The organism is Ferrovibrio xuzhouensis (assembly GCF_042648965.1).
GTDB lineage: Bacteria > Pseudomonadota > Alphaproteobacteria > Ferrovibrionales > Ferrovibrionaceae > Ferrovibrio > Ferrovibrio xuzhouensis.
In genome coordinates this window covers 1,321,371-1,343,006 of record NZ_JBHRYJ010000001.1, presented here as the reverse complement: position 1 = coordinate 1,343,006, position 21,636 = coordinate 1,321,371, and the positions used below count along the sequence as shown (strand labels likewise).

Genomic DNA, 21,636 nt, shown 5'->3' with positions numbered 1-21,636 from the left:
TGACAATGCATCATATACAAGAATTTACCTTGTAGACGCACAACCTTTGCCTTTATGGTGCTTTCGTTAACGAAGCCAAAACAACTCAGGCTAGTACGTGGTCGCTGACAAGAACACACAGGTCCGCCGTGAGGCGCTCAAGCTGCTGGCCCAGGTCGAGAAACAGGGCCTGGAAATCGCCGAGCGCTATCGCGACGGCGCCGACATGACCGGCGACTACCGCGGCTTCCGCAATTTCATCGAGAAGGTCGACCACTTCTACGTCTTCGTCGACCTGGTCGAAGAACGCCTGCCGCAGTTCGAATCCGACAAGCATGCAGCCCTGGCCAAGCATCTGGCCGAAATCCGCTGGCGCATCACCATTGTCGAGGTCGACACCACGCAGATTTTCCTGGTGCGCATCGGCGAGGCCCGCAAGCCATGGCCGCTCGGCAGCCGGCAGTTCCTTGAACGGCGGCTGACGCGGCTCGGCGAGATCGCCGAATATTACGACGAGTTCGGCGAGACGTATCAGCTGCCGGAGCTCGGCGGCGCGCTGATGCATGCCGTCGAGGATCTGCTGAAGGCGCAGATCACCCGCGCCCCGGGGCTCGACGACTTCTCCGCCGATTTCCGCAGCTATTCCGCGATCTCGGCGACGCCGGCCCGCAGCCTGCGGCGGCCGGAGGACTTCGTCACGTCGCGCGGCGCCGATGCGGCGCGGGCGAAACTGCCCGGTTACCGGACTGCCGCGTTCCGCGTGCGCGAGATGGATGGCCGTTTCTTTGCCGAGCGCGACAGCATCAGCGCCGTCGCCGAGGCCTGCCGGGTGTCGCATGTCAGCATGGACGACCTGGCGCGACAGCTCGGCATGAGCCGCCCGGCGCTGGCGCTGATCCTCAGCGGCAGCGACCCGATGTCGAGCGCGACGCTCGAGGGCCTGCGCAAATTCCTTACTGAGGTCCGGCCGGCCTGACGCACTCACTCGCCCTGCGAGTGCTAATCGTTCGGTTGCCCTAACCGTAAAGTAACCCCGTTCCTTCCACAGTGGGTCTAAGCTCGGCTGCAACAGCCCGGCAGACGGTGGAATGGAGTACGGATGGACAGCAAACAGACGGCGGCGCGCAACGTCGCCCTCGCGATGGTCGGTCAGGTGGAGCATCAGGCGCTCGACATCGCCGGTGCCTATCGCGACGGTGCCGGCATCAATGACCGCTTCGGCGATTTCCGCGCCTTCGTCGACAAGCTCGGCCAGTTCCAGGTTTTCGTCGACCTGGTGGAAGACCGGCTGTCGGACCTCGAACCGGAAAAGCGCGATCTGCAGGCCCGCAACCTGGCCAATATCCGCTGGCGCGTCCTGCTGCTGGAAATCGTCGCCGTGCGGGTTTTCCTCGAGCGGGTGGCGGCCAGCGGCAAACCCTGGCCGCTCGGCAGCCACAGCTTTCTGGTGCGTCGCCAGGACCGGCTGGGCGAGATCACCGCTTTCCATACCCAGTACGGTGCGCAATACGGCCTGACGGCGCCCGATGCCGGCCTGCTGCAGAGCGTGCGCGATGCGCTGCAGCAGCAGCTGGGCAACAGCCAGGGGCTGGAGGATTTCGCCACCGCGCCGGCGCAGGCCTTCATGCCGGCAGAGGATTTTGCCGCATCGCCGCGCCCGGCGCCGCGGCCCGCGGTCCGCAAGCCGGTGATCCGCAAGCCGCCGGCGCCGCCGGCCGCACCGGTCATCCCGGAGGCTGCCCTGGCATTGCCGATCCAGCACGGGCAGGGCGGCGAAGATCATTACCTGCAGGACAGCGCCAACGGCGTGGTCAGCGAAGCCTGCCGGATGGCACAGATCAGCCTCGACGAGCTCGCCACGCGGCTGAATACCAGCCGGTCCAGCCTGGTGCTGATGCTGAACGGGCGCGACCAGATCACCACACCGTCCCTGAACCACCTGCGCGCCTTCGTGAAGCAGCACCTGAAGGCCGGCGCCGCCTGATGCGGCGTTCAGAATTCCCGGCGTTCAGAACTCGACGTCGAGTTCGTCGAGTTCCTCGGGCTCGGCCTTGGCGGCCGTCACCCAGTCCTGCATGTGCGGCAGCGCCATGATGGTCTGGCAATAGGCGGCGCAGTCGGCGTCGAGCTTGGCGTCATAGGTGAGGAAGCGGGTGCAGACCGGCGCATACATGGCATCGGCCAGATTGGGCGCCGCGCCGAACAGGTAGGGCCCCTTGTGGGCCTCGAAGCATTCCCGCCAGATCGCCAGGATGCGGTCGATATCGGCCTGGGCGCCAGCCCAGATCCTGAAGCCGGGGAAACGCGCCTTCAGGTTCATCGGCAGGGCCGAACGCAGGTTGGAAAAGCCCGAGTGCATCTCGCCGCTGATCGACCGGCAATGGGCGCGGGCGACGCGCTCGGTGGGCAGCAGCCCGGCCCCGGGATTCAGCTCGCTGAGGTATTCGGCGATCGCCAGGGTGTCCCACACCGACACGTCGCCATCGGTCAGCCGCGGCACCAGGAAGGAAGGGGACAGCAGCAGCAGCTCGGCGCGGATGTCCGGGTCGTCGCTGGGCAGCAGCTTTTCCTCGAAATCCAGTCCCGCCATGCGGCAGAGCAGCCAGCCGCGCAGCGACCAGGACGAGTAGTTCTTGCTGCTGATGGTCAGCGTGGCCTTGCTCATGGACGTTCCTCACGGTGCAAAAACGGCAGACTGCAACGCACTGGCGGACCGGAAACCCCGTCACTTTTTTACGTTTTTACGGCCGGTACGCCTGCCGTAAGGGAAACGCGTCAGGACTTGTCCACAGGGGCCCTGCTCCCCGTCACAGTTATATCTCGCATTGCAGCATGATTTAAACTAGCTTTTTGAGGACCGACCGCCGTTCGTCCACAGGACCCGCCCCGCCGTCTCCATGAAATTACCGGCATGAAATATCTGGCGTACCAGACCCAGGCCAACATGATGGCCCCGCTGCGGCAGATGGCCGGGATGATGCTGCCGATGCTTGGCCAGGCGGTGTCGGGTAGTGCGGAGACCAATTTCATGCTGCGCGGCATGGCGGCTGCCACCGAACTGCTCAGCCGCGCCGGCCTCAGCCACAGCCGGCTGCCGTTTGGCATCGACCGGGTCAAGACCGGCAACCGCGAGGTCGCCGTCACCGAGGAGGTGACCCATGTCACGCCCTTCGGCACCCTGCTGCATTTCAAAAAGGACACCGATGTCGCCCAGCCGCGGGTGATGGTGGTGGCGCCGCTGTCGGGGCATTTCGCCACGCTGCTGCGCGGCACCGTCGAGACCCTGCTGCAGGATCACGACGTCTATATCACCGACTGGCACAATGCGCGCGACGTGCCGCTCTCGGCCGGCCGTTTCGGCGTCGAGGAATATATCGAGCATCTGATCGACTTCCTGCATGTGCTGGGCCCTGATGCCCATGTGGTGGCGGTTTGCCAGCCCTGCGTGCAGGCGCTGGCTGCAGTCGCGGTGATGGCGGAAAGCGGCGACAAGGCGCAGCCGCGCAGCATGACGCTGATGGCGGGGCCGATCGACTGCCGTATCAACCCGACCGGCGTGAACGACCTTGCCGTCGGCCATTCGATGCAGTGGTTCGAGGCGCAGATGATCGACACCGTCCCGCCGGGTTTCGCCGGCATGGGGCGCAAGGTCTATCCGGGCTTCGTGCAGTTGTCGGCCTTCATGAGCATGAATCTCGACCGCCACCTGCGCGCCCATGCCGAGCTGTTCGCGGCGCTCGTGCACGGTGATACCGCCAAGGCCGAGCAGACCAAGACCTTCTACGACGAGTATTTCGCGGTGCTTGACCTCGCCGCCGAATTCTATCTCGAGACCGTGCAGTGGGTGTTCCAGGATTACCGGCTGGCCAAGGGCGAGCTGACCTATCGCGGCAAAAAGGTCGACCCGTCGGCGATCCGCCGCACGGCGCTGCTGACCGTCGAAGGCGAGCGCGACGACATCTGCGCGATCGGCCAGACCATGGCGGCGCATGACCTGTGCAGCCGCATCCGCCCCTACATGAAGCGGCACCACATGCAGGCCGGCGTCGGCCATTACGGCGTGTTCAGCGGCCGCAAGTGGCAGAACCAGATCTATCCGATCGTCAAGAACACCATTCTCGCCATGGAGTGAGCGGTGCTGCCGGCGCGGCCTGCCGCGGCGATTCAGGTCCCGGTCGCTCAGGTCTCTGCGAAACGGCGCACCAGGTTGTGGTACAGCCCGGTCAGCCGGCCGACCTCGGTATTGCCGGGGCCATGTTCGACGGTCAGCCGCTGGATGGTGAGGTCGAGCCCGTGCAGCATGTCGCGGTCGGCATCGCCGCGCACCATGCTCTGGATCCACAGGAAACAGCCGACGCGCGACCCGCCGGTCACCGGCGTGACGCGATGGCGGCTGGCGGAGGGATACAGCACCATGTCGCCGGCCGGCATCTTGACGCTGTACTCGCCATAGCTGTCCTGCACGATCAGCTCGCCGCCCTCGTATTCGCCGGGCTGCGACAGGAACAGCGTCGCCGAAAGATCGGCGCGCAGGCGGCCGCCGTCGGGCGTCAGGCGCAGGGCATTGTCGATATGGTCGCCATAGGTCTCGCCGCCTTCATAGACGTTGAACTGCGGCGGCGTGATGCGCAACGGCAGGGCGGCGGCGAAAAAGGGCGCATGGCGCGCCAGCGCCTGCAGGATGGCCTGGCCGAGCCGCTGGTTGAGCGGCGACTGTTCGGGCAGCTGACGGTTCTTTTTCACGATGCGCGCCTGCTGGCCGGCAGTGACGGCGCCGCCGATCCAGCCGGCATCCGGCGCGGCCAGCGCCGCGCGGAAGGCGGCGACCTCCGGCCTGGTCAGCACCTCGTAGAGCTTCAGCATCATGACGGGCAGGCCCTTCCGGGACGCAGAACATTGGGGGCAGAGCTGGGCGGCAGGATACTCCCCTACAGGGCGCCCGGAGGCATTAATGGAGGATGAAACTAGCGGGTTTTGTGTAACAACATGATTTAACTCATAATATCTTGGTGACAATCTATTGCGGGCGGGTGGCGGCCTGGCGGTACTTCCTCGAAAGTTAAAACGATTGCTGGGGGCAAAACTTCCGTGGCCAAAAGAAGCCGAGGATTTGGCGAAGCACCGATAGCTTGGAATTTGAAAATCCCGAGCGCTCCCGCTTCGCGACCGCCCGGTGATCCCGATGCGGCCATCCGCATGGCGGCCTTTGCCCATCTGCGCCATCTCAATCAACTGCACGATCGTTTGACGGCCGCGGTATTGGCGGAGGGCTTCTTATACAACGGTGAGCAGGTTTCGTTGCTGGCGCGGCCACGCGGGATATTCAAGCCCAAGCAGATGTCGAGCCTGTTGTCGATCCGCACCGCCATTCCACGGCCAGGGCGCAAGGTCTGGTACGACGACCAGCGGGAAGTCCATCGCCAGATTTTTCAAGGCGACGACACAGTGGATTACGCCTTTCAGGGAGACGACCCTGAGGCCCCCGACAACCGCCTGCTGCGGGATGCGATGCAGCGACGACTGCCGATCATCTATTTTCTCGGCGTGGGTCCGGCCATCTATCAGGCCGTATTCCCGGTCTTCATTGTCGGCTGGGATGCGCAGGCATTGAAGGTGCAGCTTGCTTTCACGGCATCCGACGCCGATATCGCCTCGGTTCCACAAACCGTCATCGAGCGCCGCTATGCCTTGCGGTCGGTAAAGCAGCGCCTGCATCAGGGTGAATTCCGCGAAGCCGTTATGGCCGCCTATAAGGGCCGCTGCGCCATCACGCGATTGCCTGAAAGCAGGCTTCTCAATGCCGCGCATATCATTGCCGACGGCGATGAGGCCTTTGGCCAGCCCATTGTGCAAAACGGCATCTTGCTGTCAAAGCTGCATCATGCCGCTTTCGACCGGCATCTGATCGGGATCGATGCCGATTACCACCTGCATGTGTCAAAGCGGCTATTGATGCAAAAAGATGGTCCGATGCTGGAAGCCCTGAAGACATTGCATGGCGCGACTCTAACGCCACCGCCGCGCGAACAGGACCGGCCTGATCAAGATCGCCTGGCGCAGCGCTTCCAGGATTTCAGGCGGGCTGGCTAGCCGCATCGCCGGCCTGCAGGTCGCGGTCTGGTGCCTCGGCACCTTGGTGCAAGCGGCTGGCGTCGCCATGGTGGTGACGGGCCGGGCCGGCCACCGCCGACGACGAGGCGGTGCCGGAAGCGGCAGAACAACACACGCCGGCCAGATTACAGGGGGCGCCGGGTGCTCAGGCGAATGGAAGCCGGAAGTTCCAGAGACCGCTCCAGATCACGAACAGCATCAGACCTGCACCGATGGCGAAGGCGCCGAGAACACCGCCGGTGCCCAGCCGACCGCTGCGGATGGCGAGCACCCCCGCCCAGATCGCAACCGGATAGTAGAGCAGCGATGCCGATACCAGACCCGGGGAATAGCTGTCGGCATATACCGTCGTGACGACGTGAAAGATGAAGTTCCAGAACAGATTGCCGCTCGCCCAGCTGAGGAAGACGAAGGCCGCCAGCGCCGAACGGCTGCGGCTGGCCCACAGCGACAGTGAGAGCAGGATGGCCATGAACAGGCCGTTGTTGAGCCAGAATCCCTGATTGTCCATATCCGCATGCATGTGCCGGCTCATCCAGCCCGGGAAGCCGGCAAAGAATTCCTCGGGGATATGCACCGCATAGGCGAGGGGCAGGGCCCAGAGGAATCGCTCGAAGGTCATGCGGTTCGGATGGAGCGCCGCAACAGACGCCGGGGAAGCAGATTCAGGGGAGTTCATCGGGCTCGTCATTTCTCCAGATTGCGGCTTCGCGGCAGCCACGACGGGTGCCGCACCGCGATGTCCGCTCAGCATATTGCAAAGGGCGAGCCGGACAAGATTCGGGCGGGCGCGCGGAAACCGGCGGAGCCGAGGGGATCGAACTCCCTTGGTTCGGAACGAGGCGCTCTCCCGTCCGGGCTGCGGCCCCGGGGCGGTGCGCCGGCCGGCCGGGCGATACACACTGCCGCCTGCGACCCACAGTCATCCGGCCGGCGAAAACCCGCGGTCACGCCTAACCACTTCTCAACCTGTTTTCGCAGTGCCGGATCGGGCATTACGGGGCGGCAAAACCAACCAACCCTGACACCCCGAGGTATGGCCATGCTGCTGGATGGCAATCCGGTGCTGCAGGCGGCGCGCGATTACTGGTGCGGCCTGCCCAAGCCGGTCAACATTCCCGATTTCCGCCTGATCGATCCTCTGGCGATTCCCCGCATCATCCTGCCGCATGTGATGATCGCCGAGATCACGCGCGGCAATTTCGATCTCGGCCAGCTGCGGCTCTGCGGCCACGAAATCGCCCGCTGGTTTCGCGACATGCCCGAGGGCATGTCGGCGCGGGATTTCGCCGCGCTGACCGATGACGCCTATATGCGCCACATGCGCGACCTGCTGGCCGAACTGATCCAGCGTCGCCGGCCGCTCTACTGTCAGAGCGTCTACACCCTGCCGCCGGAGCCTGGCGCCGCCATGGCTCCGGCTGCCGCTGCCCGGACTGCCGCTAACAGGGGCGCCGCCCGCGGGGACGCGGTCGCCGTCGCCGAACCGCCGGCCGCGGCCGGCACGGTGGTGACTGCCGAGCGTGTGGTGCTGCCGCTCGCCGATGGCGGCGTGTCGGTCGAATGCGTCATCATGGTCGAGACCCTTTCGGTCACCGGTCTCCTGGCCGAGGCCGCCCCGCTGCCGCTGCTGCCGCCCGCCGCCGGGGTGGCGGTCAGCCATGGTCCCTTCGAACCGGTCGCCTGATCCTCAGCCTGTTGCCGTGCCCTGCCGCAGCATCCGCAGCAACGCCTCGCCCTCGGCCGGCCGGCGCAGCCGGATGAAGCGGATATGGGCATAGGCCGGATCGGCGGACAGGCGCGCGTAACTGCGCCGGGTCTTCGCGCAGGCGGTGATCGTCCAGATTGATGCGGGTGCAGGGAAAATTGGTGGAGCCGAGGGGAATCGAACCCCTGACCTCCTCATTGCGAACGAGGCGCTCTCCCATCTGAGCTACGGCCCCAAGCCGGTGCGCCGGCCGACAGAACAGAAGGGGTGGGACGTCGCAAGCGTCCCGGCCGGGCGGGCTAGCAAGTAGCAAACGGCCCGGGCTTTGTCCACACCCTTGGGCCCGGCCGCCGGTGATTTCCGGCCCGGCCCGGCGGGTTGTGGCGCCGGGCACCGGGGCCCTGCCGTCCGGCGCGGTTTTCCGCGGCTGTCGCCTGCCGGGCGCCCGCCTGCCAGCGCGGCAGGCCGCCGCAGTGGCCCGGCGGCGGTTGCCTTCGCGGGCGCCACCCGGTATCACTCGGGCCATCGCTTTCGGGCCATTGCTTTCGGGCTATGGCTTTTCCGGGGCTCGCGGGCCGCCTCCATCGGGCGCCCCGCCGCGGCAGATGCCCGCGGCGCATCAGGCGGCCCCCCGCAGGAGGACGGATGACTTCGCTGATTATGCTCATCGATGCCGTGCTCAGCATCTACATCTGGCTGCTGATCGCCTCGGCGATCCTGAGCTGGCTGGTGGCCTTCAACATCCTCAACACCAGCAACCGGGTGGTCTACGCCATCGGCGATTTTCTCTATCGCATCACCGAACCGGCGCTGCGGCCGATCCGGCGTATCCTGCCCAATCTCGGCGGCCTCGACATTTCGCCGGTGGTGCTGATCCTGCTGCTGATCTTCATCCGCAACCTGATGTGGGAATACGCGGTCTGAGCGACCCGACGGCCCGGCCCTGGATCGTGGCCGGTCCCGGTGAGGACGGCGGCCTGCGCCTGTTCGTGCGGCTGACACCGAAGGCGGCGCGCGCCGGCATCGCCGGCATCAAGCCGGCCGCTGTGACGCCCGGCAATCCCTGCGGCTGCGAGCTCGACGTCAAGGTCACCGCCGTGCCCGAAAAAGGCCGTGCCAATGCGGCGCTGATCGCCCTGCTGGCGAAGGCGCTGCATCTGCCGCAATCGGCTGTTGCGCTGGTCGCCGGCGAGACCGACCGCCACAAGCAGATTGTCATTGCCGGCGCCGCGCCGGCGCTCGCCACCACGCTGGCCGCCCTCATCCCTGGCCGCGTCTCGAAAGGATGATCCGATGAGCGCAACCCTGATCGACGGCAAGACGGTGGCGGCCGGCCTGCGGGCCGAGGTGGCTGCCCGGGTGACGGCGTTTCACGCGAAGACGGGCCGCCGGCCGGGCCTGACCGTGGTGCTGGTCGGCAGCGACCCGGCCTCGGAAGTCTATGTCCGCAACAAGGGCATCCAGACCCGCGAGGCCGGCATGCGCTCCGACGAGATCAAGCTGCCGGAGACGACCACCCAGGCCGAGCTGCTCGCCGTGGTGCAGACGCTGAATGCCGATGCGGCCGTCGACGGCATCCTGGTGCAGATGCCGCTGCCCGGACAGATCGACACCCAGGCCATCATTGCGGCGATCGATCCGGCCAAGGATGTCGACGGCCTGCACCCGGTCAATGCCGGCCGGCTCGCACAAGGCATCGACGCGCTGGTGCCATGTACGCCGCTCGGCTGCATGATCCTGCTGGACAAGGCCGGCGTTGCGGTGGCCGGCGCCAACGCGCTGGTGATCGGCCGCTCGATCCTGGTTGGCCGTCCGGTCGCCAGCCTGCTGCTCGCCGCCAATGCCACCGTCACGGTGGCGCATTCGAAAAGCCGCGATCTGCCCGCGCTGTGCGGCCAGGCGGATATCGTCATCGCCGCCGTCGGCCGGCCCGAGATGGTGCGCGGCGAATGGCTGAAGCCCGGCGCCGCGGTGATCGATGTCGGCATCAACCGGGTGCCGAAAGAGGACGGCAAAACCAGGCTGGTCGGCGACGTGCATTTTGCGTCCGCTGTCGAGACCGCCGGCGTGATCACCCCGGTACCCGGCGGCGTCGGCCCGATGACCATCGCCTGCCTGCTGCAGAACACCCTGACGGCCGCTTGCTTCCGCGACGGCATCGATCCGAAAAGCCTGTAGCCGCCGCCGCGCGCCCCGACCGGACAGTATGGGGTGCAGACCCTAGTGCCCGGCCGTCTTCGAGAACAGGTTGATCACCAGCACGCCGGCCACGATCAGCCCGCTGCCGGCCAGTGCCGGGGCATCGAGCTTCTGGCCGTAGAAGACCCAGGCGGCGGCCGTCACCAGCACGATGCCGACGCCTGACCAGATCGCATAGGCCACGCCGACCGGGATGACGCGCAAGGTCAGGGTCAGGAAATAGAAGGCGAGCAGATAGCCGAGCACGACGCCGACGCTCGGCCACAGCCGGGTGAATTCGCCGGACGCCTTCAGCAGGCTGGTGGCAAAGACTTCCGAGACGATGGCGATGGCGAGATACAGATAGGGCATGGCGGCCTCCGCGAGCGGTGCCGCAGTGTCGGCGCCGGCCCGCGGTTTTTCAACCGTTGGCGGACTTTGTCTCCATCGCCTCGGTCTCCGGCGTCACCAGGCTGCCATTCCAGCCGCCGCCGATCGCCTTGTAGAGATCGACCGTCGCCGTGTAGCGGGCGAGTTCCGCCTGCACCAGCGTGTCGTTGGCGGCAAACAGCGAGCGCTGGGAATCCAGCAGGGTGAGAAAGTCGATGGTGCCGGCACGGAAACGGGCCTGCACGATGCGATAGGCGATCTGCGCCTGCTCGTAGGCCTCGCGGGCGAAGCCGTATTGCCGCGTCGTGGTGTCGGTGGCGCTCAGTGCATCCTCGGTGTCGCGGAAGGCGGCGAGAATGGCGGCGCGGTAGCTGGCGGTCAGCTCCTCGAGCTGGGCCTGCGACAGCTCCTCCTGGCCTTCCAGCCGGCCGCCCTCGAAAATCGGCGCGGTCAGCGAGGCGGCAATCGCATAGGCCATCGAGGCCGGGGTGAACAGCGCGCCGGTGGTCGCCGCCACGGTGCCGGCCGAGGCCTGCAGGTTGAGCGAGGGGAAGCGCGCAGCGCGCGCGGCCACCACGTCGAGATGGGCGGCGCGCATGTCGGCCTCGGCCTGGCGCAGGTCGGGCCGGCGCAGCAGCAGGTCGGACGGCAGGCCGGCGGCGAGCGGCGGCAGCTTGAGGTCGCCGAGCGATGCCGAAGCGATGCGGAAACCCTGCGGGTTGCGGCCGAGCAGCACGGCGAGGGCATCCTGCGCCACACGCATGCTCTGCTGCAGGCTGGCCACGGCGGCGCGCTGGGTTGCCACCGCGCTGCGCTGCTGGGCGACCTCGAAATCGGTCGAGGTGCCGGCATCGCGCTGGTTCTCCAGCAGCTTCAGGGTGTCTTCGGCGGCGCGCAGGGTGTCTTCCGACAGGCGGATGCGGTCACGCAGTGACAGGTACTGGAAATAGGTCGAGGCGATATCGGCATACAGCGTGATCGCCACCGTCTCGCGGCTGTACTGGCTCGACTGCAGGCTGGCAATGGCCGCATTGGCGCTGGCGGCATTGGCGCCGAACAGGTCGACCTGGTAGCCGGCGGTCAGGTCGCCGCCGAAGCTGTTGCTGACGACCTGCTTCGACCGGCTGGTGCTGGTCGTGCTGCTGCCGCGGCCGGTGCCGGTGCGGCTGCGGCTGGCGTCGGCGCCGGCATCGAGCGTCGGGTACAGGTTGGCGCCGGCGATCTTGGCCGTCGCCTGGGCCTGGCGGATGCGGGCCAGCGCAATGGCAAGGTCGGTGTTGCTGCCGCTCGCCTCGGCAATCAGGCGGTCGAGCTCGCTGCTGCCGAAACCGCGCCACCAGGCGGCATCGGGCCAGATGCCGGCGCCATCGGCGCGGCTGTCCCAGGCTGCGGGGGTGGCGATCTCCGGCTTTTTGTAATCGGGGCCGAGATCGATCAGCGAGCAGCCGGCGAGCAGGACGGTTGCGGAGGCAGCCGCCAGCAGGCGGGCCGTGAAGCGATGCATGGACATGGGATTATTCCGCAGCGAGAGCGACGACAGGGTCGAGATCGGCGGCCTTGCGAGCCGGCAGGTAGCCGAACAGCAGGCCGGTGGCGAAAGCGCAGAAGAAGGCGAGCAGCACCGGTTCCGGCGAATAGACCACCGGCCGGCCAAGCGTGGCGAACAGCCAGACGGTCCCGAGCCCGATGGCAATGCCGATCAGGCCGCCAAGCGTGCAGATCGCCAGCGCCTCGCTGTTGAACTGCATCATGATGTTAAGCCGGCGGGCGCCGGTCGCCATGCGCACGCCGATCTCGCGGGTGCGTTCGGTGACGCTGACCAGCATGATGTTCATCACGCCGATGCCGCCGACCAGCAGTGAGATGGCCGCGATCGAGCCAAGCAGGATGGTCAGCGTGTTCTGCGTCTCGGTCGCCGTGGCGATGATCGAGGCCATGTTGCGGATCTGGAAATCTTCTGTCTTGTGGCGGGCGATCAGCAGGTCACGCACCGCTTCCTGGGTGGCGTCGATCTTAGCAACATCCTCGGCCTGGACTGTGATGGTCTTCACATATCGTTGACCGAACAGCCGGAGCGTGCCGGTGGTCAGCGGCACATAGATGATGTCGTCCTGGTCGGCACCCCAGGGGGTGGCACCCTTGGCCGACATCACGCCAATGACCTGGAAGGGAATGTTGTTCAGCAGCACGTAACGGCCGACCGGGTCCGGAGTATCGGGGAAAACATTCTTGACGACGGTCAGGCCCAGGACGGCGACCGGCGCGTATGACTTAACGTCCTCGCTGTTGAAGAAAAGCCCCTCCTGCACCGGCCAGTCATGGGCCTTGGGGAAGTCCGCCGTCGTGGCATTGGCGACGGTGGAATAGTCGCGGTTGGCGACCCGGATGGTGACCGAACCGGGATATTCCGGCACCGCGGCGGCGATATTGGGCAGGCTGAGGATCGCCTCGGCGTCCTCGGCCACCAGGGTCGCGGTAATGCCGTCGGCACGCCGGATGTTGGGCGCGCCGGGCCGCACCAGCAGCAGGTTGGTGCCCATGGCGCTGATGCGGTCGAGCACCGACTTGCGGGCGCCCTCGCCGATCGCCAGCATCGCCACTACCGAGGCGACGCCGATGATGATGCCCAGCAGGGTCAGCAGGGTGCGCAACAGGTTGCTGCGCAGGGCCTGCACCGCCATGCGGCCGGCCTCCGTCACGTCGAATAGCCCATAGCCGCTGCCGCGCCCGCGCTGCGGCCGCTTCGGCGGGACGGGCGGGGTGGCCGGCGGCGCTGCCGCCTCGGGGGCCGGCTGCATGCGGTCGGAAATGATCAGGCCGTCGCGGATCTCGACGATGCGCTTCGCCTGGGCGGCGACCTCGTGGTCGTGGGTGATCAGCAGGATGGTATGGCCCTGGTCGTTCAGGTCGTGCAGCAGCTGCATGACCTCGGCGCCGCTCTTGCTGTCGAGCGCGCCGGTCGGCTCGTCGGCCAGGATGACCGCGCCGCCGTTCATCAGGGCGCGGGCAATCGAGACACGCTGCTGCTGGCCGCCGGACAGCTGGGTCGGGCGGTGATCCATGCGGTCGCCGAGGCCGAGCTTGGTCAGCAGCATCTCGGCGCGGCTGCGCCGTTCGCCGCGCGGCAGGCCGGCATAGATCGCCGGCATCTCCACATTGGCGGTGGCACTTTCACTCGGCAGCAGGTTGTACTGCTGGAAGATGAACCCGAAGGCCTCGCGGCGCAGCAGGGCGCGCGCATCGGGCCCAAGTGCCGAGACCTCGGCGCCATCGAAGCGGTAACTGCCCGAAGTCGGCCGGTCGAGCAGGCCGATCAGGTTCATCAGGGTCGATTTGCCCGAACCCGACGTGCCCATGATGGCGACGAACTCGCCGGCATGGATGTCGAGCGACAGGCCATGCAGCACCTCGACCGCCAGGGTACCGCGATGAAAGGTCTTGCGGATGTCGCGCAGGCTGATGATCGGCACGGCGGCGTCGCCGGCGGCCCGGTTGTCGGGACGGTCGGTCGATTCCGGGCGCTGCTGCATCAGGTTCATGGCGCGGTTCCGTCTTTCCGCTACAGCCGCGGCGGCCGCTGTGCCGGCCGTTCGCCGCCGCCGCCCTGGCGCACCGGCGGCAGGTCAAGCACCACCTCGTCGCCGGCTTTCAGCCCGGAACTGACCGCGGCACTGATCCGGTTGACGGCAGCGACCTGCACCACGCGGCGCACCGGTTCGCCATTTTCCATCACCCGCAGGGCATAGCGGTCGCTGCCGTTGGGCAGCTGGCGCAACGCGGTCAGCGGCACGATGGGCATGTCCTTGGCTTCCGATACCACGAAGAAGACCTGGGCGGACATGCTGGTCATCAGGTCGTGGTCCGGATTGGTCACGTCGAACAGCGCCGAATAGAGGATGACGTTGTTCACCGTCTGCGGCGTCGGCAGGATCTGGCGCAGCTTGCCGAAGCGCTTCTTGTCGGGCTGGCCGAGCGTGGTGAAATAGGCGGTCATGCCGAGCTTCAGCTTCGGCACGTCGGCTTCCGAGACCTGGGTGTTCACCGTCATGGTGTCGAGATCGGCGACGCGCAGGATGATCGGCGCCGACTGGTTGGCATTCAGGGTCTGGCCCTGCTTGGCGGTGATGTCGACGACCGTGCCGGTCATCGGCGCGTAGATCTTGGTGTAGCCGAGGTTGGCCTGGTCGGAGGACAGCGTCGCCTCGGCCTGCTGGATCTGCGCATCGAGCACGGCGATCTGCGCCAGCAGCGAGCGGCGGTTGGCCTCGGCGCTGTCATAGGCATCCTGGCTGGTGGCGCGCTCGCCGAGCAGGCGCTTCTGGCGCTCGTACTGCTTTTCGGCGAGGCCCTGCTGCACCTGCTTGTCGGTGCGCTGGGCGCGCAGTGCCAGCATGTTGGCCTGGTCGGCGGTGACGCGGGCCTGGAAGACGGTGGGGTCGATCTGCGCCAGCAGCTGGCCCTTTTCCACCCGATCGCCGTAGTCGACCTTAATCTCCTTGAGCTGGCCGGAGACCTGGGTGCCGACATCGACATAGTTGAGCGGCTGCAGGGTGCCGACTGCCGAGACGGTGTCCTCGATGGAGCCGACGGTGACGGTTTGGGTGCGCAGGGCCGGCCGGGTATCGGCGCGGGCGGTCCAGAACCACCAGGCGCCGCCGCCGGCGGCCAGCAGGGCGATGGGAATGGCAAGAATTTTGATCAAGCGTGTCATGATGATAGCCGTTTCAGAATCCAAACGGCGCAGAGCCGGGATTCCTGCGCGGCCGGCGGGCAGATTCTATCATCGCCGCCGGTTTCCCGGCGGGGCACATTGCAGCCTGCAGTAAAAACGACATCTTTTTTCCGGTTAGTATTGAGAATGAATTGCAATAATGTCGCCGCGATGATAAATCCGGCTCCGCACTGCCGTCCATGGTCCCGCCACAGGCATCCGGACCGTTGGCATGACAGGACATCTGGGGGGTGATCCGACAGCCCGGCCGGTCCGGCCGCCGGTCCGCATCATCCTGATGACTATAGAGAAATCGCGGGTTCCACCGCGATCTGAGCGCCAAGCCAGCCCTCCGGCTGCCGGGACAGTCTTCCCGGCCCCGTCCGGTACGCCAGCCAGGTGAGTTCCAACCTGCTGCCGTTCCGAGGGGAATCATGACCGTCACATCCACCGAACCGTCCATTACCCTGCTGCCCACCGTGGGCCGCCTGCGCCTGCCGCGGGTGCGTCCGGCCATGCTGGCCTCTGCCGTCGCGCTGGGTGCTGCTTCCGCCGCCCTGCCGGCCGTCGCCCAGCAGACCACCGGCGACCAGCCGGCGACCCTGCCGGCCATCTCGGTCGAGGGCCAGAAGCCTGGTGCCGCGGCCAGCGAGGGCTACAAGGCCAGCGAATCCGCCTCGCCGAAATTCACCGCGCCGCTGCTGGATACGCCGAAGACGGTCACGGTCATCACCAAGGAACTCATGGAAGACCACGGTGCCACCTCGCTGACCGAGGTGTATCGCACCACGCCGGGCATCAGCCTCGGTGCCGGCGAGGGAGGCACGGCGATCGGCGACCGGCCGTTCATCCGCGGCTATGATTCGACCTCCAGCACCTATATCGACGGCATCCGCGACACCGGTTCGCAGTCGCGCGACATCTTCGACGTCGAGCAGGTCGAGATCATCAAGGGGCCGAGCTCGACCTTCGGTGGCCGTGGCAGCACCGGCGGCGCCATCAACCTGATCACCAAGTCCGCCAAGAGCGAGGATTTCAACGCCGGCAGCGTGACGCTCGGCACCGACCTGACCAAGCGCGCCACGGTCGACATCAACCGCGTCATCGATGCCAATACCGCGTTTCGCATCAACGCGATGGCCCACGACGCCGATGTGGCCGGCCGCGACGAGGTCGACATCACCAAGTTCGGCTTCGCACCCACCATCAGTCTGGGTATGCAGAAGCCGACCCGGCTGACGCTGAGCTATTACCACTTCCAGTCCGAGGACCTGCCCGATTACGGCATTCCGATCGATCCTTCGACCGGCAAGCCGATCGACGTCGATCGCGACAATTTCTACGGCTCGACCGATCGCGATTACCGCAAGACCTATTACGACGGCGTAACCGCGCAGGTCGAACACGACCTGACCGACAGCGTGCTGCTGCGCAACTCCACGCGCTACAGCTATGCCGAGAACCGGTACATCGTCACCGAGCCGCGTGTCACCACCGCCAATCTGGCCGCCGGAACCGTGACGCTGTCGCCGAAAAGCCGCAACGCCGATACCGAGACCATCACAAACCAGACCGATCTGCAGAGCGAGTTCAACGCACTCGGATTCGGTCATACCCTGATTACCGGCATCGAGATCAGCCGCGAGCAGACCAAGAACCGGGCCTATGCCTTCTCGCCCACCTCGACGACCGGCAGCCTGTACGATCCGGATTCGGGTGTTTCCGGCCTCGCGGTCAGCACCTCGCCGAACTTCGCCAATACCACGATCGACACCAAGGCGATCTACGCCATCGACACCATCGCGCTGGCCTCGCAATGGGATCTCAACATCGGCCTGCGGCTGGATGATTATTCCACCGACAGCGTCGGTCGGAACAACAGCGGCGCCTTTGACCTGACCAACAACAGCCGGTTTCTCAACCCGCAGGTCGGCCTGGTCTACAAGCCGCTGCCGAATGGCAGCATCTACGTCGCCTACAGCACATCGTCGAACCCGTCCGGCGGCAGTGCCGGCGAGGGCGGTGGCGACGGCAGCCTCGGCGTGACCAATGCCACCCTCGACCCTGAGGAAAACAAAAGCTACGAACTCGGCACCAAGTGGGAGCTGGCCAATGGCAAGCTGCTGGTGAACGGCGCGGCGTTCCGCACCGACAAGACCAATGCCGCGGTGCCGGGCGTGTCGAACACGGTCGACCAGCTTCCGGTCGGCAAGGAACGGGTCGATGGCTTCGAAATCGGCCTGTCGGGGGCCATCACCCAGGCGTGGAAGGTATTCGGCGGCTATACCTTCCTGAAGAGCGAAATCCTCGACGACGGTCCGAACGCCTCCAATGACGGCAAGGAATTCCCCAACATCGCGCCGCATAACTTCACCCTGTGGTCGACCTACGACATCGACAGCGACTGGACCATCGGCGGCGGCACCGTCTACATGGCGCGCCGCTTCTCCAATACCACCAACACCGTGGAACTGCCGTCCTACTGGCGGTTCGACGCGATGGCGGCCTACAAGATCACCCGGGACGTCAACGTTCAGCTGAACCTCCAGAACCTGCTGGACAAGACCTATTACGATGCGCCGCGTGGCGGCAATGCCGCCATCGTCGCCCCCGGGCGCACGGCATTGCTGACCGCGAATTTCAAGTTCTGAGTAGAGCGTAAATCCGCGCAGGATATGCGCGCCCCGCCCGTATCCCTTCCGGGGTGCGGGCGGGGCTTTGCGTTTCCGGTGCCGCCCCGCAGGAGACAGGAGCATGATGCTGAGCATTCCCGACGTGCTGACCGCCGAGCAGGTCGCGTTCTGCCGTCAGGTCATGGATGCCGCCGAATGGATCGACGGCAACGCTACCTCGGGGACGCAGTCGGCGCTGGCCAAGCAGAACATGCAGCTTCCGGAGGATTCGCCGGCGGCCCGCCAGCTCGGCAGCCTGGTGCTCGATGCACTGGAACAATCGCCGCTGTTCATCTCGGCGGCCCTGCCGCTCAAGGTCTTCCCGCCGCTGTTCAACCGCTATGGCCCGGGGCAGACCTTCGGCACCCATGTCGACAATGCGATCCGTGCCATGCGCGACGCCGATTTCCGCATCCGCACCGACCTGTCCTGCACGCTGTTCCTGGCCGGGCCGGATGAATACGACGGCGGCGAACTGATCGTCGAGGATACCTACGGCGAGCACAGCGCCAAGCTGCCGGCCGGGCATATGGTGCTGTATCCGTCAACCAGCCTGCATCGCGTCACCCCGGTGACCCGCGGCACCCGCGTCGCCTCGTTTTTCTGGCTGCAGAGCATGGTGCGCGACGACGGCAAGCGCACCCTGCTGTTCCAGCTCGACAGCAATATCCAGCAGCTTGCCGCCGAGCGCGGCCACCGCGATCCGGTCGTCGTGCAACTGACGGGCATCTACCACAACATGCTGCGGCGCTGGGCCGACAGCTGAACTCTCTGCAAGGACCTTCCGCCATGGCCAATTCCGCCAAGCCCCGGCCGCGTCGCACGCTCCGCTACTGGCTGCTGCAGATTCATCTGTGGACCGGCCTGATCCTCTGCCTGCCGCTGATGCTGCTCGGCATCACCGGCAGTCTGCTGGTCTATGGCCATGATCTCGTCAGCCTGTTCGGCGCCGGCGCACCGCAGGCCAGTGCCAGCGGCGAGTGGCGCCCGCCCGGCGCCATCGTTGCCGCCGCCATGACCGGGGCCGAGCCGGGCCGGATACCGATGGCCCTGCGCATGCCGCTCGAACCCGGCGAACCCGCCACGGTGCGGCTGTCGCGCCCCGGTATGGCCAGAGAGAGCATGCCCAGGGAGGGTATGGCCAGGGACGGCGCGGCGCGTGACGGCGGGCCGCGTCGCGAGGGCCAGCCGGCTGCACCGGGACAGCAAGGTCAGCCGGCGCAGGGCGGTGCCCCCGCCGCCAGTCCTTTCGCCGGCAGCCTGCAGGTGCAGGTCGATCCGGTGACCCTGCAGATTCTCGGCAACGGCGGTGGCATGCCCGGCTGGCTGCGTTTCGCCCATAACCTGCATGGCAACCTGATGCTGGGCCGCGACGGCCGCAGCATCGTCGGCTGGCTCGGCATCGCCATGCTGGTGCTGGGCAGCTCCGGTCTGGTCATCTGGTGGCCGAAGTCTGGCCAATGGAAAGCCGCCTTCATGGTCCGCCGCACTGCGAAGGGCCTGCGGCTGCATCGCGAGCTGCACGGCATGGTCGGCATCTGGAGCCTGGTCATCTTCATGGTGGTCAGCTTCACCGGCGTCTATCTCGGGTTTCCGCAGCAGATCGCGGCGGCGATCAACGCCGTCTTCCCGGGCCGCGACCTGCGCGCCGCCATCACCCAGGCGCGGGTCGAGCCGCGGCGCGGCATGGCGGCGATGGCCCTCGACGATGCTGTGGCACTGGCGCTGCAGGCCGCGCCGGGCACGCGGCTGTTCAATGCTGTCCTGCCGTCGCGTCCCGACCAGGCCCTGCGCATCGGCCTGGTCCTGCCGGAATATGCGGAGGGCGCCCCGGCGATCACCGTGCTGGTCGATCCCTGGCGGCAGAGCGTGATCGGCGTGTTCGATCCGCGCGACTACAGTGCCGGCGAGACCATCCTCGCCTGGCAGCGCGGCCTGCATGAGGGCAGCGGCCTCGGGCCGGTCTATCAGGCCCTGGTCTTTCTGTCGGGCCTGATCATTCCGCTGTTTGCCGTCACCGGCTTTTTCATGTGGTGGATCAAGCGGCGCAACCGGCGCGCCACCGAACGTGCCAAACAGGCCGCCCTGCAGCTGGCCGGCCAGTAGGGCCCGCATAAAAAACCGGCCCGCCGGCTGTCACAGGCCGGTGGGCTGTCGCGTCTTTGGGGTATCCTGCCGGACAGAGAGAGGGCGGCCCCATGGACGACAAGACGGAAACCTTCGAGCGCCACCGCCGGCGCCTGTTCGGCCTGGCTTACCGCATGCTCGGCACGGTCGGCGATGCCGAGGATGCCGTGCAGGATACCTGGCTGCGCTGGCACCGCGCCGATGCGGCGAAGATCGAGACCCCCGAGGCCTGGCTGGTCACGGCCTGCACCCGGCTATGCATCGACCGCCTGCGGGCCGCCAGGACCGAGCGCGAGCATTACACCGGCACCTGGCTGCCAGAGCCGATCATTGGGCCGCTGATCGAGCTCGAGGTCGCGCCGGCGCCGGACATGGTGCCGGGCGAGCTGGCCGACGACCTGTCGATGGCCCTGCTGGTGGTGATGGAGCGCCTGAGTCCGGCCGAGCGCACCGCCTGGCTGCTGCGCGAGGCCTTCGACTACGATTACGGCCAGCTCGCCGTGGCGCTGAAGAAGACCGAGCCGGCCTGCCGCCAGCTGGTCAGCCGGGCACAGAAGCACATCGCCGAGGCGCGGCCGCGCTTTGCCGCGGATGCCGGTGCCGCGCGCGCGTTGGCGGCAAAGTTCACGGCGGCGACGCAGGCGGGCGACGTGGCGCAGATCGCCGGCCTGCTGACGGAGGATGCCATGCTGTGGTCGGATGGCGGCGGCAAGGCGCAGGCGGCGCTCAACATCATCCATGGCGCCGACAAGGTGGCGCGGTTCTTTGGCGGCATCGCCTTCAAGCAGCCGGGCGACCTGCGCCGGGTGCCCTGCCTGATCAACCGACAGCCCGGCGTGATGACCTACGAGGCCGATGGTCGGCCCTATTCGGCGATGGGATTCGATATCCGGGATGGCGTGGTGCACACCGTCTTCATCGTGCGCAATCCGGACAAGCTGGCGCGGGTGCCGGCGCTGTAAGTCCGGTGCAGCCAGGTATCTGACGCAGGCCGGGCATCAGACGTAGATGTCGACGATATGGCCCAGATGCGGGCTGTCCTTGAGGCGCTGGCGGCGGCCGGCGCGGGTGCCGACGGCCTCGGCGGCATCGACAAGAGTGTCGGGCGCATAGCGACCGCGGAAGCCGGGCAGGCGCTCGGCGATGCTGGCGGTGGCGCGGCGCAGGGCGCGTTGCCAGCGGCCGTGGTCGCGCAGGCGGGTGGCCGAGGGGCTGGGCCCTGGGGCAACGGCAGGCGAAACGCGCGGAATGAACATTCGCTGTCTCCTGGTTGCGGCAGCCGTCGCTGCCTGGCCGGGCAATGCCCGGCTAACGCCCCTTCATGGAAAGGTGGTGCGGGGTGGCGGATGCGGCGGTGACGGCCGTCACGTCGCCGTGCTGCGCCGGTTTTTGTGATGACGGGTGCTGTGAGGCCGCCGGCGGCAGCGGCGGCGCGGTCAGGCGCCGTACGGCCTGGTCCCAGACCGGCTCGTTCACCCACCAGTCGCCGCCCGGCAGCACCACGCCGAAGCTGTTCGGCACGATCTCCACCGTGGCGATATCGCGCGCAATGGCATCGCCAGCGATCTTGCGGTCGCCATCCGGGTGCTCTGGTTTCGTGGTCAGGCTCGACATGAGCTGGGCTCCGCAATTCTTGGGGGGCAGCGCCGGCCCGGGCAGGGAAGAGGGAAGGACGTTCCGGGCAGGCGCTGCAGCCTTTACGGCATGCAGTGAGCCTAGGGTCTTTGTCGGCCAGCGGGTTGCGACCAGATTGGGACCGA

The 21,636-nt window shown here is 66.8% G+C and carries 21 protein-coding genes and 1 tRNA gene; 12 read left to right on the top strand and 10 right to left on the bottom strand.

All coding sequences use genetic code 11. From position 1 onward, the window contains the following. The first annotated feature begins 97 nt into the window (after nucleotides 1-97). Both ACFOOQ_RS06670 and ACFOOQ_RS06665 read left to right on the top strand, forming a co-directional pair. Complete coding sequence (locus ACFOOQ_RS06670) at nucleotides 98-955, top strand: hypothetical protein (protein ID WP_379723367.1); 858 nt, start codon at nucleotides 98-100, stop codon at nucleotides 953-955. 123 nt (nucleotides 956-1,078) lie between these two features. Next, the gene (locus ACFOOQ_RS06665) at nucleotides 1,079-1,963 is read left to right on the top strand and encodes a hypothetical protein (protein WP_379723364.1); all 885 of its coding nucleotides are present in this window, start codon (nucleotides 1,079-1,081) and stop codon (nucleotides 1,961-1,963) included. Nucleotides 1,964-1,987: 24 nt separating this feature from the next. Here ACFOOQ_RS06665 and ACFOOQ_RS06660 read toward each other — a convergent pair whose 3' ends face one another. Then, nucleotides 1,988-2,644, bottom strand: coding sequence for a glutathione S-transferase family protein (locus ACFOOQ_RS06660; protein WP_379723361.1), 657 nt, complete (start codon nucleotides 2,642-2,644; stop codon nucleotides 1,988-1,990). 246 nt (nucleotides 2,645-2,890) lie between these two features. Between ACFOOQ_RS06660 and ACFOOQ_RS06655 the strand changes: the two genes are divergently transcribed. After that, on the top strand, nucleotides 2,891-4,111 hold the full coding sequence (locus ACFOOQ_RS06655; RefSeq protein WP_379723359.1) for a polyhydroxyalkanoate depolymerase: 1,221 nt from the start codon (nucleotides 2,891-2,893) through the stop codon (nucleotides 4,109-4,111). A 47-nt stretch (nucleotides 4,112-4,158) separates the two neighbouring features. Here ACFOOQ_RS06655 and ACFOOQ_RS06650 read toward each other — a convergent pair whose 3' ends face one another. Then, nucleotides 4,159-4,845 carry a Fe2+-dependent dioxygenase gene (locus ACFOOQ_RS06650; RefSeq protein WP_379723356.1) on the bottom strand — a complete coding sequence of 229 codons (687 nt, stop codon included), beginning with the start codon at nucleotides 4,843-4,845 and terminating at the stop codon, nucleotides 4,159-4,161. A gap of 330 nt (nucleotides 4,846-5,175) precedes the next feature. Here ACFOOQ_RS06650 and ACFOOQ_RS06645 point away from each other — a divergent pair, with 330 nt between their 5' ends. After that, nucleotides 5,176-6,069: an HNH endonuclease gene (locus ACFOOQ_RS06645; RefSeq protein WP_379723353.1), complete on the top strand. Its 894-nt coding sequence runs from the start codon at nucleotides 5,176-5,178 to the stop codon at nucleotides 6,067-6,069. A gap of 166 nt (nucleotides 6,070-6,235) precedes the next feature. Here the strand turns inward: ACFOOQ_RS06645 and ACFOOQ_RS06640 are convergent, their stop codons facing one another. Then, the gene (locus tag ACFOOQ_RS06640; protein ID WP_379723351.1) at nucleotides 6,236-6,811 is read right to left on the bottom strand and encodes an HXXEE domain-containing protein; all 576 of its coding nucleotides are present in this window, start codon (nucleotides 6,809-6,811) and stop codon (nucleotides 6,236-6,238) included. 315 nt (nucleotides 6,812-7,126) lie between these two features. Here ACFOOQ_RS06640 and ACFOOQ_RS06635 point away from each other — a divergent pair, with 315 nt between their 5' ends. Beyond that, complete coding sequence (locus ACFOOQ_RS06635) at nucleotides 7,127-7,777, top strand: hypothetical protein (RefSeq protein WP_379723348.1); 651 nt, start codon at nucleotides 7,127-7,129, stop codon at nucleotides 7,775-7,777. A gap of 180 nt (nucleotides 7,778-7,957) precedes the next feature. Here the strand turns inward: ACFOOQ_RS06635 and ACFOOQ_RS06630 are convergent. Next, nucleotides 7,958-8,033, bottom strand: a tRNA-Ala gene (locus ACFOOQ_RS06630). Nucleotides 8,034-8,443: 410 nt separating this feature from the next. On the opposite strand from ACFOOQ_RS06630, the gene ACFOOQ_RS06625 reads away from it, so the two are divergent. Genes ACFOOQ_RS06625 through folD form a run of 3 tightly spaced genes read left to right on the top strand, consistent with a single transcriptional unit; the run spans nucleotide 8,444 to nucleotide 9,976 of the window. After that, nucleotides 8,444-8,722 carry a YggT family protein gene (locus ACFOOQ_RS06625; RefSeq protein ID WP_379723345.1) on the top strand — a complete coding sequence of 93 codons (279 nt, stop codon included), beginning with the start codon at nucleotides 8,444-8,446 and terminating at the stop codon, nucleotides 8,720-8,722. 26 nt (nucleotides 8,723-8,748) lie between these two features. After that, complete coding sequence (locus tag ACFOOQ_RS06620; protein WP_379723342.1) at nucleotides 8,749-9,087, top strand: DUF167 family protein; 339 nt, start codon at nucleotides 8,749-8,751, stop codon at nucleotides 9,085-9,087. 4 nt (nucleotides 9,088-9,091) lie between these two features. Next, complete coding sequence (gene folD / locus ACFOOQ_RS06615; protein WP_379723339.1) at nucleotides 9,092-9,976, top strand: bifunctional methylenetetrahydrofolate dehydrogenase/methenyltetrahydrofolate cyclohydrolase FolD; 885 nt, start codon at nucleotides 9,092-9,094, stop codon at nucleotides 9,974-9,976. A gap of 42 nt (nucleotides 9,977-10,018) precedes the next feature. Here folD and ACFOOQ_RS06610 read toward each other — a convergent pair whose 3' ends face one another. From ACFOOQ_RS06610 to ACFOOQ_RS06595, 4 genes are read right to left on the bottom strand one after another with little or no spacing between them, the layout of a single operon-like run. Continuing rightward, complete coding sequence (locus ACFOOQ_RS06610; protein ID WP_379723336.1) at nucleotides 10,019-10,348, bottom strand: SMR family transporter; 330 nt, start codon at nucleotides 10,346-10,348, stop codon at nucleotides 10,019-10,021. 49 nt (nucleotides 10,349-10,397) lie between these two features. After that, nucleotides 10,398-11,876, bottom strand: coding sequence for an efflux transporter outer membrane subunit (locus ACFOOQ_RS06605; protein WP_379723333.1), 1,479 nt, complete (start codon nucleotides 11,874-11,876; stop codon nucleotides 10,398-10,400). A 4-nt stretch (nucleotides 11,877-11,880) separates the two neighbouring features. Beyond that, nucleotides 11,881-13,896: a MacB family efflux pump subunit gene (locus ACFOOQ_RS06600; RefSeq protein WP_379725361.1), complete on the bottom strand. Its 2,016-nt coding sequence runs from the start codon at nucleotides 13,894-13,896 to the stop codon at nucleotides 11,881-11,883. Nucleotides 13,897-13,925: 29 nt separating this feature from the next. Next, nucleotides 13,926-15,077 carry an efflux RND transporter periplasmic adaptor subunit gene (locus ACFOOQ_RS06595; protein WP_379723330.1) on the bottom strand — a complete coding sequence of 384 codons (1,152 nt, stop codon included), beginning with the start codon at nucleotides 15,075-15,077 and terminating at the stop codon, nucleotides 13,926-13,928. Nucleotides 15,078-15,511: 434 nt separating this feature from the next. Here ACFOOQ_RS06595 and ACFOOQ_RS06590 point away from each other — a divergent pair, with 434 nt between their 5' ends. The 4 genes from ACFOOQ_RS06590 to ACFOOQ_RS06575 all read left to right on the top strand — a co-directional run bounded on the left by ACFOOQ_RS06590 (nucleotide 15,512) and on the right by ACFOOQ_RS06575 (nucleotide 20,838). Then, the gene (locus tag ACFOOQ_RS06590) at nucleotides 15,512-17,728 is read left to right on the top strand and encodes a TonB-dependent receptor (RefSeq protein ID WP_379723327.1); all 2,217 of its coding nucleotides are present in this window, start codon (nucleotides 15,512-15,514) and stop codon (nucleotides 17,726-17,728) included. Between the two features lie 103 nt (nucleotides 17,729-17,831). Then, nucleotides 17,832-18,515 (top strand): Fe2+-dependent dioxygenase, encoded by a 684-nt coding sequence (locus tag ACFOOQ_RS06585; protein ID WP_379723324.1) that lies wholly within the window; start codon nucleotides 17,832-17,834, stop codon nucleotides 18,513-18,515. A 23-nt stretch (nucleotides 18,516-18,538) separates the two neighbouring features. Then, nucleotides 18,539-19,855 carry a PepSY-associated TM helix domain-containing protein gene (locus tag ACFOOQ_RS06580; RefSeq protein ID WP_379723321.1) on the top strand — a complete coding sequence of 439 codons (1,317 nt, stop codon included), beginning with the start codon at nucleotides 18,539-18,541 and terminating at the stop codon, nucleotides 19,853-19,855. A 92-nt stretch (nucleotides 19,856-19,947) separates the two neighbouring features. Further along, nucleotides 19,948-20,838, top strand: a complete 891-nt coding sequence (locus tag ACFOOQ_RS06575; protein ID WP_379723319.1) for an RNA polymerase sigma-70 factor — start codon at nucleotides 19,948-19,950, stop codon at nucleotides 20,836-20,838. Between the two features lie 36 nt (nucleotides 20,839-20,874). Here ACFOOQ_RS06575 and ACFOOQ_RS06570 read toward each other — a convergent pair whose 3' ends face one another. Continuing rightward, entirely contained in the window at nucleotides 20,875-21,132 is a 258-nt protein-coding gene (locus ACFOOQ_RS06570) for a hypothetical protein (protein WP_379723316.1), read from the bottom strand. 52 nt (nucleotides 21,133-21,184) lie between these two features. Continuing rightward, on the bottom strand, nucleotides 21,185-21,490 hold the full coding sequence (locus ACFOOQ_RS06565) for a hypothetical protein (RefSeq protein WP_379723313.1): 306 nt from the start codon (nucleotides 21,488-21,490) through the stop codon (nucleotides 21,185-21,187). Nucleotides 21,491-21,636 lie beyond the last annotated feature (146 nt).

Excerpts from the sequence above, each read along its gene's own strand:
- ACFOOQ_RS06600 (WP_379725361.1), bottom strand. The coding sequence starts at position 13,896 with ATGCAGCAGCGCCCGGAATCGACCGACCGTCCCGACAACCGGGCCGCC.
- ACFOOQ_RS06575 (WP_379723319.1), top strand. The coding sequence starts at position 19,948 with ATGGACGACAAGACGGAAACCTTCGAGCGCCACCGCCGGCGCCTGTTC.
- ACFOOQ_RS06645 (WP_379723353.1), top strand. The coding sequence starts at position 5,176 with ATGGCGGCCTTTGCCCATCTGCGCCATCTCAATCAACTGCACGATCGT.
- ACFOOQ_RS06605 (WP_379723333.1), bottom strand. The coding sequence starts at position 11,876 with ATGTCCATGCATCGCTTCACGGCCCGCCTGCTGGCGGCTGCCTCCGCA.
- ACFOOQ_RS06580 (WP_379723321.1), top strand. The coding sequence starts at position 18,539 with ATGGCCAATTCCGCCAAGCCCCGGCCGCGTCGCACGCTCCGCTACTGG.
- ACFOOQ_RS06585 (WP_379723324.1), top strand. The coding sequence starts at position 17,832 with ATGATGCTGAGCATTCCCGACGTGCTGACCGCCGAGCAGGTCGCGTTC.
- ACFOOQ_RS06565 (WP_379723313.1), bottom strand. The coding sequence starts at position 21,490 with ATGTCGAGCCTGACCACGAAACCAGAGCACCCGGATGGCGACCGCAAG.
- ACFOOQ_RS06650 (WP_379723356.1), bottom strand. The coding sequence starts at position 4,845 with ATGATGCTGAAGCTCTACGAGGTGCTGACCAGGCCGGAGGTCGCCGCC.
- ACFOOQ_RS06625 (WP_379723345.1), top strand. The coding sequence starts at position 8,444 with ATGACTTCGCTGATTATGCTCATCGATGCCGTGCTCAGCATCTACATC.
- folD (WP_379723339.1), top strand. The coding sequence starts at position 9,092 with ATGAGCGCAACCCTGATCGACGGCAAGACGGTGGCGGCCGGCCTGCGG.
- ACFOOQ_RS06655 (WP_379723359.1), top strand. The coding sequence starts at position 2,891 with ATGAAATATCTGGCGTACCAGACCCAGGCCAACATGATGGCCCCGCTG.
- ACFOOQ_RS06595 (WP_379723330.1), bottom strand. The coding sequence starts at position 15,077 with ATGACACGCTTGATCAAAATTCTTGCCATTCCCATCGCCCTGCTGGCC.
- ACFOOQ_RS06570 (WP_379723316.1), bottom strand. The coding sequence starts at position 21,132 with ATGTTCATTCCGCGCGTTTCGCCTGCCGTTGCCCCAGGGCCCAGCCCC.
- ACFOOQ_RS06665 (WP_379723364.1), top strand. The coding sequence starts at position 1,079 with ATGGACAGCAAACAGACGGCGGCGCGCAACGTCGCCCTCGCGATGGTC.
- ACFOOQ_RS06635 (WP_379723348.1), top strand. The coding sequence starts at position 7,127 with ATGGCCATGCTGCTGGATGGCAATCCGGTGCTGCAGGCGGCGCGCGAT.
- ACFOOQ_RS06590 (WP_379723327.1), top strand. The coding sequence starts at position 15,512 with ATGACCGTCACATCCACCGAACCGTCCATTACCCTGCTGCCCACCGTG.
- ACFOOQ_RS06610 (WP_379723336.1), bottom strand. The coding sequence starts at position 10,348 with ATGCCCTATCTGTATCTCGCCATCGCCATCGTCTCGGAAGTCTTTGCC.
- ACFOOQ_RS06660 (WP_379723361.1), bottom strand. The coding sequence starts at position 2,644 with ATGAGCAAGGCCACGCTGACCATCAGCAGCAAGAACTACTCGTCCTGG.